The sequence below is a fragment of the Streptomyces sp. NPDC029466 genome (assembly GCF_055574515.1).
In genome coordinates this window covers 16,124-30,404 of the sequence record NZ_JBVHZH010000050.1, presented here as the reverse complement: position 1 = coordinate 30,404, position 14,281 = coordinate 16,124, and the positions used below count along the sequence as shown (strand labels likewise).

General features: G+C 72.1%; 14 protein-coding genes. 7 read left to right on the top strand and 7 right to left on the bottom strand.

Features of this window, described 5'->3' with window-relative positions:
- Positions 1 to 9 precede the first annotated feature (9 nt).
- A complete protein-coding gene (locus ACZ4XD_RS30835; RefSeq protein WP_468047450.1) occupies positions 10 to 1,095 on the bottom strand; it encodes an S-(hydroxymethyl)mycothiol dehydrogenase in 1,086 nt (361 codons plus the stop codon).
- Positions 1,096 to 1,324: 229 nt separating this feature from the next.
- A complete protein-coding gene (locus ACZ4XD_RS30830) occupies positions 1,325 to 2,131 on the bottom strand; it encodes an IclR family transcriptional regulator (protein ID WP_468047448.1) in 807 nt (268 codons plus the stop codon).
- A 160-nt stretch (positions 2,132 to 2,291) separates the two neighbouring features.
- On the opposite strand from ACZ4XD_RS30830, the gene ACZ4XD_RS30825 reads away from it, so the two are divergent.
- Positions 2,292 to 2,621, top strand: a complete 330-nt coding sequence (locus ACZ4XD_RS30825; RefSeq protein ID WP_042160182.1) for a bifunctional 3-phenylpropionate/cinnamic acid dioxygenase ferredoxin subunit — start codon at positions 2,292 to 2,294, stop codon at positions 2,619 to 2,621.
- An 11-nt stretch (positions 2,622 to 2,632) separates the two neighbouring features.
- Here ACZ4XD_RS30825 and ACZ4XD_RS30820 read toward each other — a convergent pair whose 3' ends face one another.
- A complete protein-coding gene (locus ACZ4XD_RS30820; RefSeq protein ID WP_468047488.1) occupies positions 2,633 to 3,076 on the bottom strand; it encodes a hypothetical protein in 444 nt (147 codons plus the stop codon).
- Between the two features lie 314 nt (positions 3,077 to 3,390).
- On the opposite strand from ACZ4XD_RS30820, the gene ACZ4XD_RS30815 reads away from it, so the two are divergent.
- From ACZ4XD_RS30815 to ACZ4XD_RS30805, 3 genes are all read left to right on the top strand, one after another.
- The gene (locus ACZ4XD_RS30815) at positions 3,391 to 6,228 is read left to right on the top strand and encodes a sensor histidine kinase (RefSeq protein ID WP_468047446.1); all 2,838 of its coding nucleotides are present in this window, start codon (positions 3,391 to 3,393) and stop codon (positions 6,226 to 6,228) included.
- Complete coding sequence (locus tag ACZ4XD_RS30810) at positions 6,225 to 6,665, top strand: roadblock/LC7 domain-containing protein (protein ID WP_423608363.1); 441 nt, start codon at positions 6,225 to 6,227, stop codon at positions 6,663 to 6,665. The genes ACZ4XD_RS30815 and ACZ4XD_RS30810 overlap by 4 nt, the downstream gene beginning before the upstream one ends.
- A gap of 84 nt (positions 6,666 to 6,749) precedes the next feature.
- Positions 6,750 to 7,163 carry a DUF742 domain-containing protein gene (locus ACZ4XD_RS30805; protein ID WP_468047443.1) on the top strand — a complete coding sequence of 138 codons (414 nt, stop codon included), beginning with the start codon at positions 6,750 to 6,752 and terminating at the stop codon, positions 7,161 to 7,163.
- Positions 7,164 to 7,176: 13 nt separating this feature from the next.
- Here the strand turns inward: ACZ4XD_RS30805 and ACZ4XD_RS30800 are convergent, their stop codons facing one another.
- Together ACZ4XD_RS30800 and ACZ4XD_RS30795 are read right to left on the bottom strand one after the other, a co-directional pair.
- Positions 7,177 to 8,178, bottom strand: a complete 1,002-nt coding sequence (locus ACZ4XD_RS30800) for an MASE1 domain-containing protein (protein ID WP_468047441.1) — start codon at positions 8,176 to 8,178, stop codon at positions 7,177 to 7,179.
- 28 nt (positions 8,179 to 8,206) lie between these two features.
- Positions 8,207 to 9,031, bottom strand: a complete 825-nt coding sequence (locus ACZ4XD_RS30795; RefSeq protein ID WP_468047439.1) for a PP2C family protein-serine/threonine phosphatase — start codon at positions 9,029 to 9,031, stop codon at positions 8,207 to 8,209.
- Between the two features lie 214 nt (positions 9,032 to 9,245).
- On the opposite strand from ACZ4XD_RS30795, the gene ACZ4XD_RS30790 reads away from it, so the two are divergent.
- From ACZ4XD_RS30790 to ACZ4XD_RS30780, 3 genes are all read left to right on the top strand, one after another.
- Positions 9,246 to 10,115 carry an alpha/beta fold hydrolase gene (locus ACZ4XD_RS30790; protein WP_468047437.1) on the top strand — a complete coding sequence of 290 codons (870 nt, stop codon included), beginning with the start codon at positions 9,246 to 9,248 and terminating at the stop codon, positions 10,113 to 10,115.
- Between the two features lie 60 nt (positions 10,116 to 10,175).
- On the top strand, positions 10,176 to 10,787 hold the full coding sequence (locus ACZ4XD_RS30785) for a TetR/AcrR family transcriptional regulator (RefSeq protein ID WP_468047435.1): 612 nt from the start codon (positions 10,176 to 10,178) through the stop codon (positions 10,785 to 10,787).
- Between the two features lie 209 nt (positions 10,788 to 10,996).
- Entirely contained in the window at positions 10,997 to 11,608 is a 612-nt protein-coding gene (locus ACZ4XD_RS30780) for a GTP-binding protein (protein ID WP_432146160.1), read from the top strand.
- Between the two features lie 66 nt (positions 11,609 to 11,674).
- Here ACZ4XD_RS30780 and glpK read toward each other — a convergent pair whose 3' ends face one another.
- A complete protein-coding gene (glpK, locus tag ACZ4XD_RS30775) occupies positions 11,675 to 13,213 on the bottom strand; it encodes a glycerol kinase GlpK (protein ID WP_468047432.1) in 1,539 nt (512 codons plus the stop codon).
- A gap of 78 nt (positions 13,214 to 13,291) precedes the next feature.
- Complete coding sequence (locus ACZ4XD_RS30770) at positions 13,292 to 14,059, bottom strand: MIP/aquaporin family protein (protein ID WP_468047430.1); 768 nt, start codon at positions 14,057 to 14,059, stop codon at positions 13,292 to 13,294.
- Between the last annotated feature and the right edge of the window lie 222 nt (positions 14,060 to 14,281).

Below are 14,281 nucleotides of genomic sequence, written 5' to 3'. Positions count from 1 at the left end.
TGCGGGCGGTCAGACCACCACGACCGACCGCAGGACCTCCCCGCGCTGCATCTTGGCGAAGGCCGGTTCGATGTCGTCGAGTGCGATGGTCTCGCTGATGAACCGTTCCAGATCGAGCTTGCCGCTCAGGAACAGATCGATCAGTACCGGGAAGTCGCGGCTGGGCAGACAGTCGCCGTACCAGGACGACTTCAGCGCACCGCCGCGCGAGAAGAGATCGATGAGCGGCAGCTCGATCCGCATGTCCGGCTCGGGCACGCCGACCTGGACCAGCGTGCCGGCCAGGTCCCGCATGTAGAACGCCTGCCGGTAGGTCTCCGGGCGGCCCACCGCGTCGATCACCACATCGGCGCCGTACCCGCCGGTGAGCGCCCGGACCGCCTCGACCGGGTCCGTGCCACGGGAGTTGACGGTGTCGGTGGCGCCGAACCGCTCGGCGGCGTCCAGCTTGCCGTCGTCGAGGTCCACGGCGATGACACGTCGCGCCCCCGCCCGGGAGGCGCCCGCGATGGCGGCGTTGCCGACGCCGCCGCAGCCGATCACGGCGACGGTGTCCCCGCTGCCCACGCCGCCGGTGTGCACCGCCGCGCCGTACCCGGCCATCACCCCGCAGCCGATCAGCCCGGCGGCCTCCGGGCGCGCCGACGGATCGACCTTCACCGCCTGCCCGGCGGCGACCAGCGTCTTCTCGGCGAAGGCGCCGATGCCCAGGGCCGCCGTCAGCTCGGTGCCGTCCAGCAGGGTCATGGGCTGAGCGGCGTTACGGGAGGCGAAGCAGTACCAGGGGCGGGCGCGACGGCAGGCGCGGCACCGGCCGCAGGGCGCCCGCCAGGCGAGCACCACGTAGTCGCCGGGCGCGAGTTCGGTGACGCCGGGGCCGACGGCCTCGATGACGCCGGCCGCCTCGTGGCCGAGCAGATAGGGGAAGTCGTCGCCGATCGCGCCGTCGCGATAGTGCAGATCGGTGTGGCACACCCCGCAGGCCTGGACGGTCACGAGCACTTCGCCCGGACCGGGGTCGGGCACGCGGATCGGCAGCACCTCGACGGGGGCGCCCTTCTTGAGGGCGACGACGGCGCGGGCTTCGTGCGGCATGTCTCACTCCTAAAACAGCGCCTGCCGGCGGCGGCAGGGCGGGTAGCACGCGTGAGGTGGCACGGATGCCGGTGAGGGGTTGGAGTGGTGCGCTGTGCTGAGAACGGGGACGGTGGTGGAGGACGGTCCGCCTCCGTCGCCGTGTTGCCTATAGTGCGCTTGGTTGCGCTATAGGAGACATGCTGGAAGTCCGCCAGGGATACGTCAAGGGGGATTTTCCGCTACCGGCTCAACCCGGGTAGCCCATCCGGCGGGAGAGGTCGGCGGCCGCCTTCGCGGCCCGCTCGGCGAGCTCCGGCAGCAGCTGACGCTCCATCCGGTACGCCGGTCCCGAGACGCCGATCGCGCCGATCACCGCGCCGTCGTGGGCCCGTACCGGCGCCGCCACCGCGTTCAGCCCGATCTCCAACTCCTCGCTGGTGCAGGCGAATCCGTCCTCCAGTGCCGCGGTCAGCTGCTCGCGCAGACCGGCCGCCGTGGTCAGGGTGTGCTCGGTGAACCGCGGCAGCTTGCGGGTCACCAGGGTGTCCCGGCGCGGGGCCGGCAGATACGCCAGCAGGACCTTGCCGCTGGCGGTGGCGTGCAGCGGGGTGCGGCGGCCCAGCCAGTTGTACGCGGTGACCGCAGCGGAGCCCCTGGCCTGCATGATGTTGACCGCCGCATCGCCGTCCAGCACCGCGATGTTGGCGGTCTCCCCGGTGTCCTCGGCGAGCGCCCGGCACACCGGCTGGCCCTCCTGGGAGATGTCCAGCCGGATCGCCGCGGCACCCGCCAGCCGCAGCACCCCGGCGCCCAGGTAGTACTTCCCGCGCTCCCTCTCCTGCTCCACCAGCCCGCGGTTCTCCAGCACTCCGAGGATCCGGAACGCGGTCGACTTGTGGACGCCCAACTCCTCGCTGATCTCGGTCACCCCGGCCTCGCCCAGCTTGGCCAGGATCTCCAGCACGCTCACCGCGCGGTCCACGGACTGGACGGATCCCGCCCCGCCGCGCCGTTCCTCGGACCGGTCGTCTGCCGTATCGGAAGTCTTCGACATGGGTCTTTGTGTCACCACCCGGTGGCCCCGCGGGGCACGTCTGAAGGCATCTGCCGGGAAGCCCTTGACGGCCCGCTCCCCGGCTTGGATTCTGTTGCGCATCGCGCTTTGCGGTGCGTTATTCAGAACACATGATACCGATCAGCGAGAGGGGGGCCAGATGATTCCCGTCTGCCGTATCGAGGACCTGCCCGAGGGCGAGTCCGTCCGGATCGAGATCGACGACGCCACACCGGCCATCGCCGTCTTCCACGCCGAGGGCGGCTACTACGCCGTCGATGACACCTGTAGCCACCAGGACGCCTCGCTCTCCGAAGGCTGGGTCGAGGGCTGCTTCGTCGAATGCCCGCTGCATGCGGCCCTGTTCGACCTGCGCACCGGGGCCCCGACCTGCCTGCCCGCCCGCCGGCCGGTGCGCACGCACCAGGTGGACGTCCTGGACGGCATCATTCATGTGCGGCCCGCCGTGCGGGAAGAGGCGGTGGCGTAAAAACCCGTCGGTCACGCGGCCGCGCGGTCGACCCCCGACGAAGCCTTCCGGGTCTCCCGGCGTTGCTGGCGCCGGGCCCGGCGCCGCTCGCGGCGCAGCTCCCGGGCCGTACTGCTCGGCTGCGACCACACCCCGTTGCGCTGCACCCACACCTGGCGGGTCACCCAGACATCCAGCACGCCCCAGGTGGCGACCACGGTGCTGGCGACCGTGCTGAGCACCGCGGGAAACGCGAGCCAGGAGCCCGCCAGGGTGCTCAGGAACGCCACCATGGCCTGGATCAGCGTGAGCGCCACGATGATGACGGCACGCACGGCGGCGGTGCGTACCGGCTCCGCCATCCGGGGCCGGGCCGCCGGTTCCTCCTGCCACAAAGGCTGTCTGCCGGTGTCCATGACCGCGTCACTCTCCCCGCACTCTCCCCGCGTGTCCGGCTCCTTGGTGGCTGCCCGGATTTCCCCGGTACACGCCCCTGGTGCCGCACCCCGTCCCTTTCCATGGTCACGTACCGGGCGCGTTCAGGGTTCCCCGGGGGGCAGAGCAAAACCGGCCAACCGACCGGCTTGCCGCCGGACACCGATGGCATCGGCCGGTCCCGGAAACACGGGCGGGTTGTCCGGGAATCACCGGACAACTCATGACGATTTCTCCCCCGCACCCGTCCCGACCTCCGAAGAGGCCTTCGGCTCGGTCACCCGAGAGTAGTAGGCTCGCGCCGTTTGTTGACGGAACACCACCCCCGTGCGCCGGGGTTGACGTAGGGGAGGCCATGCGCTTTCGCGGGAAGTCGGTCCGCCGGAAGATCGTGGCGTTGCTGCTCGTACCGTTGGTGTCCCTGACGTCCATGTGGGCGTTCATGACCTACCTCACCGGGCGGGAGGCCGACCAGCTGCTGGACGTCGGCAACGTCGTACAGAAGCTGGGGTATCCGGTCGAGGACGTCGTCCAGGCGCTGCAACGCGAGCGCCGGCAGAGCCTGCTGTACCTCGCCGACCGGCGCGGCGCCGACGCGCTCGGTGAGCTGCGGGCACGGTCCCGGGCCACCGACGAGGCCGTCACCCGGCTCCGCACCGACGCCGGCACCCGTGACGTCCGCGAGGACCTCACCGGGGACACCGGCCGCCGGATGCGCGGCATCCTCAAGGGCCTGTCCGGGCTCGGGTCGCTGCGCGCCCAGGTCGAGGACAACACCGTCTCCCGCGACGAGGCCCTGGAGGGCTACAACTCCCTCGTCGACCCCAGCTATGACTTCCTCTCCGCGCTCCACGCCCTGGAGAACGTGGAGATGGACAAGCAGGGCCGGGCGCTGGTCATCGTCACCCGCGCCAGGGAGGCCGTCGCCCGCGAGGACGCCCTGATGTCCGCGGTGCTCGCCTCCGGCAGCATGAGCAAGCGCGATCTGCGGGCGCTGTCCGACCGGGTGGCCGAGCGCCGGGTCCTCTACGAGACCAGCCTCCCCATGCTGCCCGCGAAGGACCGCGGCCTCTACCAGGACTACTGGCGCTCCGCACCGGCCCGCGAGCTGACGTCCTACGAGGACCGGGTGATCGCCGCCGGCGCCCAGGGCGGACCGGGGACGGTCAACGCCGAACGCTGGAACACCGCGGCGAAGAAGGTCCTCGGCGACCTCCAGCGGATGGGCAAGGCCGCCGGCGACCGCTACCAGGAGCGGGTCGCCCCGGTCGCCACCAACATCCTGCTCAAGGCCGCCATCGCCGGTGTCCTCGGCTTTGTCGCGGTGCTGGTCTCGATCGTCGTCTCGTTCCGGATCGGCCGCCGCCATGTGCGCGACCTCATCCGGCTGCGCAAGGCCGCCCATGACGTCTCCGGCGTCCGGCTGCCGAGCGTCATACGCCGGCTGGCGGCGGGCGAACAGATCGATGTGGAGACCGAGGCGCCCCGGCTCGTCTTCGGCCAGGACGAGACCGGCCAGGTCGGCCAGGCGCTCAACACCCTCCAGCGGGCCGCGATCGAGGCCGCGGTCAAGCAGTCCGAGATGCGCCGCGGGGTCTCCGAGGTGTTCGTCAACCTCGCCCGCCGCAGCCAGGTCCTGCTGCACCGTCAGCTGACCCTGCTGGACGCCATGGAACGGCGCACCGAGGACACCGACGAGCTCGCCGACCTCTTCCGCATCGACCATCTGACCACCCGTATGCGCCGGCATGCCGAGGGCCTGGTCATCCTCTCCGGCGCGGCCCCCTCCCGGCAGTGGCGCAAGCCGATCCAGCTGATGGACGTGGTGCGCGCGGCGGTCGCCGAGGTGGAGGACTACGAGCGGATCGAGGTGCGCCGGATGCCGCGGCTCGCGGTGGACGGCCCCGCGGTGTCCGACCTGACGCATCTGATCGCCGAACTCCTGGAGAACGCCACGGTCTTCTCCCCGCCGCACACCGCCGTGCAGGTGCTGGGCGAGCGGGTCGCCAACGGCTACACCCTGGAGATCCACGACCGCGGTCTGGGCATGGCGCCCGACCTGCTGTTGGAGGCCAATCTCCGGCTCGCCGAGACCCCCGAGTTCGAGCTGTCCGACACCGACCGGCTCGGGCTGTTCGTGGTCAGCCGGCTCGCCCAGCGGCAGAACGTGCGGGTCTCCTTGCAGCCGTCGCCGTACGGCGGCACCACCGCCGTGGTCTTCCTCCCCGGCACGCTCCTCACCGAGACCGCCGACGGCGGCCGGGACGACGACGAACCGGCCCCCGGCGCCTCCGTCGGCAACGAACTGGAGCACGCGGCGGGCAAGTTGGCCGCGCTGGCGCAGCTGCCGGTGCCGCGGCCCGAGCGCGAGCGGGACCCGGCCGTCATCGACGGACCGGTCGAACTGGAGGCGCCGCTCGGCCCGGACGAGGTGGGCCCTGAGGACGGCCTCTTCCGGAAGCGGGAACGCGGCCGCGACCCGAAGGGCCCCGCCGCACCGGCCGGATCGTCCTCGGCGCCGCGCGGCATCGCCCCCGTGCCGCCCGCCCCGGAGGGCGAGCAGCACCAGCAGACCCGGGATCAGGCGCCCGGCGGACCGGCCCCGCTGCCGCGCCGCCGACGCCCGCCGGTGCTGGTCTCCGACCACGGCAGAACGGTCGACGACCGCGACGCCCAGCGCAAGCGGGACACCGAACGCCCCGCCCCCGAGGGCTCCGATCGCCCCGCCCCCGAGGACTCCGGGCGGGCCGCGGACCGGCCGTCGTCGTCCGGCGCGCCCCAGGGCCCGGCGCCCGATGACCCGCAGCCCGCCGAGGGACCGGACACGCCCGCGCGGACCACGTCCACCGGTCTGCCCCGCCGGGTGCGGCAGGCCAGCCTCGCGCCCCAGCTCAGGGCCGACTCCGCAGAGCAGGCCGAGGCGCGCGGCACCGCGCCGGCCGCGGACGACCGGGACGCCGAGGCGGTGCGCGCCAAGATGGCCTCGCTCCAGCGCGGCTGGCAGCGCGGCCGGCGCGACAACGGCGAGGACCCGCGCGAGACCGGCACACCGCCGCGGGGCGAGGACCCGGCCGCGGACCCCACAGGCCCGGACCGCACAGGCCCGGACGCCCGTGACACCGTTGATCACGACGGCGACGCCACGGGCAGCACAGCACCACCAGGAACCACATCGGGAGGGGACGGTCCATGACCGCACCGAAGGCAGCAGCTTCCACCGCACCGGTCTCGGCGAAGGGAGTCGGCGAGCTGAACTGGCTTCTGGACGAACTGGTCGAGCGGGTCGGCTCCATCCGCAAGGCACTCATCCTCTCCAGCGACGGCCTGGCCACCGGCGCCTCCAAGGACCTGACCCGCGAGGACGGTGAGCATCTGGCCGCGGTCGCGTCCGGCTTCCACAGCCTGGCCAAGGGCGTCGGCCGGCACTTCGACGCGGGCCAGGTCCGGCAGACCATGGTCGAACTGGACGATGCGTTCCTGTTCGTCAGCGCGGCCGGCGACGGCAGCTGCCTGGCCGTACTGGCCGATGCGGACTCCGATGTCGGGCTGATCGCGTACGAGATGACGCTGCTGGTCAAGCGCGTGGGCACGCACCTGGGTACCGCGCCCCGGTCCGGCCTGACCCCCTGAGAACGACGAGGGTGACGCCATGAGCGCGGGTAGCGGGCTCCTCGTGCAGAGATGCGCGCCCCGCGGGCGCGGCGAGGTTGCGGCATGAGTGAGCAGGACGGCCGGACGGCGCGGGACCGGGAGGCGGCGCGCTGGTTCGACGACGACGCGGGCCCGGTCGTCCGGCCGTACGCCATGACGCGCGGGCGCACCCGTACGGCGGCGGAGGGGCGCCTCGATCTGATCGCGCTGGTGATCGCCGAGAGCCGCGCGGAGGAGGCCGTCGACGACCAGATGCTCTCGCCCGAGCATGTCGAGATCGTCGCGTTGTGCCGGCAGGAGCCGCTGTCGGTCGCCGAGCTGGCGGCCGAACTCGATCTGCCGGTCGGCGTCGTACGGGTCCTGATCGGGGATCTGCTGGATGCGGAGCTGGTCCACGTCAGCCGGCCGGTGCCGCCCGCCGAGCTGCCGGACGAGAAGGTGCTGCGCGAGGTCATCGAGGGCCTGCGCGCGCTGTGATCTGCCGGGCGGCTCAGCCGTCGTCGTCCGGGTTCCGCTTCCGCGGCGGCGGCCACTGCTCGACGACGGCGCCCGGATCCAGCCGGGAGAGCGCCTCCGTCAGTTGGGCGCAGACCCGGCGGATCTCCTCATGGGTGTTGCGCCGCTCGGTGACGACCGCCGCGAGCAGCAGCGCGGTCAGCGCGGTGATCCCGTTGAAGGCCTGGAGGGTGGCCATGTTCGTGAGCAGCTCGTGGTGCGCGAACGGCCCCCATTCCTCGGCGGCCGCGACGATCGCGATCGTCGAGACGAGCAGCGCACACGGGGCGGCGCCCGCCCGCTGGAAGCGGAACGCGGCCCAGATCAGACACGGTGAGACGAGATAGAGCAGATTCATCGAACTGCTCACGGCCAGCAGGGTGACCGTGCAGGTGCAGGCCACCAGCAGTGCCGCCTCCAGCCACCGGAGCGGATGGATCCGGTCCCACCCCGGCCATCGGGCGGCGCTGAGGAGCAGCAGCACCGGCGTGATCACCAGCACGCCCATCGCGTCGCCGGTCCACCACACCGCCCATGTCGGCCAGAATTCCCCCGCAGGCAGCGTCCCGGAGAGCACCAGAGCGCCGCTGCCAATGGTCGCGCTCACCAGCATCCCGGTCAGCGCGCCGAGGAAGACCAGCGCGACGGCGTCCCGCAGCCGGTCCAGCTCGACGCGGAACCCCGCCCGGCGCAGCAGCCGGTAGGCGAGCAGCGGACCGAGCGTGTTGCCCGCGACGATCGCGAGGACCACGGCCGGCGACGGGCCCAGCGACACATTCACCAGGAAGGCGCCGAGCGCGATCCCCGGCCAGATGCGCGGCCCGAGCAGCAGCAGCGCGGTCAGCGCGATACCGGTCGGCGGCCACAGCGGGGTGACCTGCCCGCGGACCAGCTCCTGGAGCAGCCCGAGCTCGGCACTGCCGTAGTAGACGGCGGCGACGCCGAGGATCCACGCGGCGGTGGCGCCATGACGCCCGAGCCACTCCGTGTGTCTCACCGGACCTCCACTCCTTGCCGGACCGCCGCTAGGTGTAGGGACCGCCGCTGTGGCGCAGGACGAGCACGGCGGCGTCATCGCGGTGCCCGGTCAGATCGGCCACCGCGATCACCTCGCCGGCCAGCTCATCGGCGTCCGCGTCGTACGCAGCGCCGACCAGCGCGGCCACCCGCGCCAGCCCCTTCTCGATCGGGTAGCTCGGCCCTTCCACCACCCCGTCGGTGACCAGCACGAACGCTCCCGTCTGCGGCAGCCGGCGGCGGGTGACCGGGTACGCCGCGTCGGGAAAGAGGCCCAGTGGCAGGCCCCCCGGATCCTGGATCACCTGCGCTCCCTCGGCGGTGCCCCAGATCGCCGGTACATGTCCGGCACGGGCGGCGGCCAGCTCCGCGGCCACCGGATCGAAGCGCAGAAAGGTGCAGGTCGTCAGCAGATCGGAGCTCATCGACACCAGCAGGTCGTTGGCCCGGCTCAGCACGTCGCCAGGATCGGTGGTGGCGCCCGCTATGGCGCGCAGGCCGGTGCGGACCATGCCCATGAAGGCGGCGGCCTCGACGTCATGGCCCTGGACGTCGCCGATGGCGAAGCCGAGCGAGCCGTCCGGCAGCACGAACGCGTCGTACCAGTCGCCCCCGATGTCCAGGCCCGTCTGCGCCGGTACGTAGCGGGCCGCGGTCTGGAGGCCCGGCAGTCCCGGCAGCTCGGGCGGCAGCATGTGCCGCTGGAGTTCCACGGCCAGCGCCACCCGTGCCTGCTGGAGCTTGATCCGTGCCATCACCTGGCCGGTGAGGTGGCCGAGGCGGCGCAGCAGCTCGTCGGGCGGCGGGGTCGGGGTGGTGTGGCGTTGCTCCATCCAGCACTTCCGCTCCGGAACGGCCCCCCGGTACGGCGACACGCTGCTGGGTTTCAGATTACCGCCGACGGGTGGGGTCTTGACGGCCGAGCCGCGGCCCGGGGGAGGGGCACCCGGCCCGCCCCGGCCATGACGGGAGAGGTTTGTCGAGCAACGCTCAACGGCGCGGTACGGTGCCTATTGAGCAGCTGTCAACAGAAGGAGATCCGCCGCCATGGCCCCGGACGCGACCCCGGCACCCTTCGACCACCTGGAGATCCAGGTCGGCCCGCACACCTACGACGCCCTGGCCTGCGGGCCCACCGACGGAGAGTTCGTCCTGCTGCTGCACGGCTGGCCCGAATTCGCCGACTCATGGAGCGCCGTGCTCACCGCCCTCGGCACGGCCGGCTACCGCGCCGTCGCCGTCGACCAGCGAGGCTACTCCCCGCGCGCCCGCCCGCCCCGGATCGCCGACTACGCCGTGCCCGAACTCGTCGCCGACGCCCTGGCCTTCGCCGATTCCCAGGGCGCGGGCCGCTTCCACCTGGTCTCGCACGACTGGGGCGGCATGGTCGCCTGGGCGCTGGCCGGCGCCCACCCCGAGCGGCTGAAGTCCCTGACCGTGCTGGCCACTCCGCACCCGGACGCGCTCAACCGCGCCGCCGCCGAGGACCCCACCCAGCACCACATGCTCGACTACGTCCGCTTCTTCCGCAGCGGCGAGGGCGCCGCGGAGGCCGCCCTGCTCGCCGATGACGCGGCCCGGCTGCGCGCCGCGTACGGCGGCAAGGTGCCCGCCACCCTGGTGGACGACAACGTCCGCCGTCTCGCCGCGCCGGGCGCGCTCACCGCCACGCTGAACTGGTACCGCGCCCCCGAGTCGGTGATCTCGGTACCGGCCGGCCGGATCACCGTCCCCACCCTCTTCCTGTGGGGCAGCGAGGACGTCGCCCTGGGCCGTGGCGCGGCCGAGTCGACGGGGGAGTGGGTGGACGGCCCGTACCGCTTCGAAGCCCTGGAGGGGGCCAGCCACTGGCTGCCCGAAGAGGCCCCCGGCCTCGTCGTGCCGCCGATCCTGGCGCACCTCGGACAGTACGTCTGACGCCGTGGCGGGCCGGGACATCGCGGCCGTCCCGGCCCCCCGCCGCCGTAAACTGCGGGCATGTCCGGCAAGCGAACCACCCGCCTCACGCCCGACCAGCGCAGGGAGCAGCTGGTCGGCATCGGTCTGGAGATGCTCGCCGACCGCTCCCTGGACGAGCTGTCGACCGACGAGGTCGCCCGCCGGGCCGGGATCTCCCGCGGGCTGCTCTTCCACTACTTCGACTCCAAGCGCGACTTCTACCGCGCGGTGGTCCGCACCGCCTGCGACCGCTTCACCGCCGCGACGGAACCGGACGGCTCACTGGAGCCGGTCGCCTGGATGCGGTCCTTCATCGCCGGCTTCGTGGCCTACGTCCTGGAACACCGTCAGGTGTATCTCGCCCTGGTACGGGGCGCCGCCGGCAGCCACCCCGCCGTCACCGACATCGTCGGCGCGACCCGGGAGACCCTCGCCCGCAGGGTGCGTGACGGCCAGCGGCGGCTCGGCATGCCGGACGCCCCGCGGCTCGCGCTGGCCTCCCGCGCCTGGATGGCGTTCGCCGAGGAGGCGGTCATCAACTGGCCCGCCGAGGAGCCCGGCGCCCAGGACGAGCTCTGCGCCTTCATCGAATCCAGCCTCGTGAGCGTGCTGGGACTGCTCGACCGGCCCGGCGTCCTCAGCCCCCGCTGACCGCCCGCGGCTCCGCGCCGCTGCCTCCACCGCCCATTTGGGCAGGTTGGCGACCTCTGCCCCACGGCGTGTCCCGAGCGTGACACATCTCAAGTGGGCGCCGTGCTGAGCACGTTGTACCGTTCCCTTGCACCTGCTGCCCGTGCGCCGAGGCTCGGGACCAAGCGTGACCTCCACCCGTATACACGGCAATTCAGGAGAAGAATCCCATGGCCTTCGGGCGTTCCGATCGCCGCCGACGGTCCGCCGCCGTCGAACCGGTGACGCTCAAGATCCTGGTCGCGGGCGGCTTCGGGGTCGGTAAGACCACCCTGGTCGGCGCCGTCAGCGAGATCAAACCGCTGCGTACCGAGGAACGGCTCACCGAGGCGGGCCGGCCGGTCGACGACCTCGACGGGGTGGAGGCCAAGACCACCACCACCGTCGCGATGGACTTCGGACGGATCACCGTCAACGAGGAACTGGTCCTCTATCTCTTCGGCACCCCGGGCCAGGACCGCTTCTGGTTCCTGTGGGACGAGCTGGCGCGCGGGGCGCTCGGCGCGGTGGTGCTCGCCGACACCCGCCGGCTCGCCGACAGCTTCGCCGCGATCGACTACTTCGAGCGGCGCGGCCTGCCCTTCACCGTCGCGGTCAACTGCTTCGACGGCGCCGACCGCTATCCGCCGCAGGCCGTACGGGACGCCCTGGACCTCGACCCCCAGGTGCCGGTGATGCTGTGCGACGCCCGGCTCAAGGACTCCGCACGGGATGTGCTGATCGCCGTCGTCGAGCATGCGATGCGGACCGGCGCCCGCCGGCGGGAGCCCGCGCTGCCCTGACCGGGCAGGAAAGTACGGCCGGTACCCGCCGTCCGGGCACCGGCCGTACGTCTTGGTCCCGCCGCGCTACGAGGCCGCCGAGCCGTCCTCGGCCAGCCAGCCGAAGCTCCGCTCCACGGCCTTGCGCCAGTTGGCGAACTCGCGGTCGCGGGCCGCCCCGTCCATCCGCGGCGTCCACTCCGTGTCCCGCTGCCAGTGGCTCCGCAGCTCGTCCAGGTCCTGCCAGACACCGGTCGCCAGCCCGGCCGCGTACGCCGCCCCCAGACAGGTGGTCTCCGAGATCACCGGACGGATCACCGGCACCCCCAGCACATCCGCCTGATGCTGCATCAGCAGCTGGTTGGCGGTCATCCCGCCGTCGACCTTCAGCTGGGTGATCTGCACACCCGAGTCCTGGTACATGGCGTCCACCACTTCCCGGGTCTGCCAGCTGGTCGCCTCCAGGACGGCGCGCGCCAGATGCGCCTTGGTGACGAAGCCGGTCAGACCGGTGATGACGCCACGGGCGTCGGAGCGCCAATACGGTGCGAACAGACCGGAGAACGCCGGCACGACATACGCCCCGCCGTTGTCCGGGACGCTCGCCGCCAGCGCCTCGATCTCGTCGGCCGAGGCGATGAGGCCCAGCTGATCGCGGAACCACTGCACCAGGGCGCCGGTGATGGCGATGGACCCCTCCAGGCAGTAGACGGGGGCCTCCCCGCCGAGCTGGTAGCCCATGGTCGTCAGCAGCCCGTTCTTGGACGGGACCGGCCGGTTGCCGGTGTTCAGCAGCAGGAACGAGCCGGTGCCGTAGGTGTTCTTGGCCTCGCCGACGCCGTAGCAGGTCTGGCCGAAGACGGCCGCCTGCTGGTCGCCGAGCGCGGACGCCACCGGCACCCCGTGCAGCTGGCCCACGGCCGTGCCGTACACCTCCGACGACGACCTGATCTCCGGCAGCATCGCGGCCGGCACGTCCATCGCCGACAGGATCGCCGGATCCCACTGGAGAGTGGACAGGTTCATCAGCATCGTGCGGCCCGCGTTGGTCACATCCGTGACATGCACCCCGCCGTCGGTGCCACCGGTCAGATTCCAGATCAGCCAGGAGTCGATGGTGCCGAAGGCGATCTCCCCGCGCTCGGCACGGGCCCGCAGCCCCGGCACCTCATCCAGCAGCCAGGCGGCCTTCGGCCCGGAGAAGTAGCTGGCCAGCGGCAGTCCGGTGGCCTCACGGAAGCGGTCCTGACCGTCCGCGCCGCCCAGCTCGGCGCACAGCTGGGACGTACGGGTGTCCTGCCAGACGATCGCGTGGTGCACCGGCCGGCCGGTGGCCCGGTCCCACAGAACCGTGGTCTCCCGCTGGTTGGTGATGCCCAGGGCACTGAGCTGGTCCGCGCGCAGCCCCGCCTTCGCGAGCGCGCCCGCCACCACCGCCTGCACCTTCGACCAGATCTCGGTGGCGTCATGCTCCACCCAGCCCGGCTTGGGGAAGATCTGCCGGTGCTCGCGCTGGTCGACGGCGACGATCGCCCCGCCGTGGTCGAAGATGATGCAGCGGCTCGACGTGGTGCCCTGATCGATCGCGGCTACATACTTCTCGGTCTTCCCGGTTCGCTCCGTCATGCCGTCACGCCTCCTGAAGTCCTGGTGAGTGGATGCAGCGGGGCTCCGGCCGGTCCCGGTGGCCACGCCCCGGCCGGGTCAGAACGCCGCGTTGAAGACCAGACCGGACAGCACCGCGCCGATCAGCGGACCGGCCACCGGTATCCAGGAGTAACCCCAGTCGGAGGAACCCTTGTTGGGGATCGGCAGCAGGGCGTGTACCAGACGCGGGCCGAGGTCCCGGGCGGGGTTGATGGCATAGCCGGTGGGTCCGCCGAGCGACAGCCCGATGCCGACGACCAGCAGCGCGACCAGCAGCACATTGATCCCGGAGCCATAGATCCCGGCCTGCTCGCCGGGGACCTGGCCGATACCGATGCCCTTGTTCTGACCGAAGAACAGCAGCGGCAGTACCAGCCCGATGGTCGCGATGATCTCGGTCACCAGGTTGGCGGCCGGCTTGCGGATCTCCGGGGCGGTGGAGAAGATCCCCAGCGTCGGCTGGGCCTTGCTCTGCTCGGCGTTGGCGGCGAACTGCGCGTAATACAGCGCCCAGGCCAGTACGGCTCCGATCACCGCGCCGACCATCTGCGCCAGGACGTACAGCGGCACCTTAGACCACTCGGTACCGCCCGCGACCGCCGAGCCCAGCGTCACCGCGGGGTTGAGATGCCCGCCGGACAGCGGCGCCGCGGTGTAGGCACCGGCCAGTACGGCCATGCCCCAGCCGAAGGCGATCACGACCCAGCCGGCGCTCTTCGCCTTGGAATGGTGCAGGGTGACGGCGGCGCAGACACCGGCGCCGAAAAGAATGAGAATCGCGGTGCCGATCACTTCACCGACGACGATGTCCCCATTGGAATACATGGCGGCTCCTTGTCCCTCGCCCGGGGACGTCCCCCCGGTCCTCCGTGCAGGGTGCGTGCCACCGGCGGGCAGCGGACAGCCGCTGCCACCCGGCCGGGGTGCCTGAGTACGGCGATGCCGACTGGCATCCGGAAGTGTTCACCGGTGGTGAGGGGGCGTCAAGGTCGCGTGCGGCGGGGGGTGTTGAGGAGAGCGGTCGGGTGCACTGGGGCGGGCCGTGTG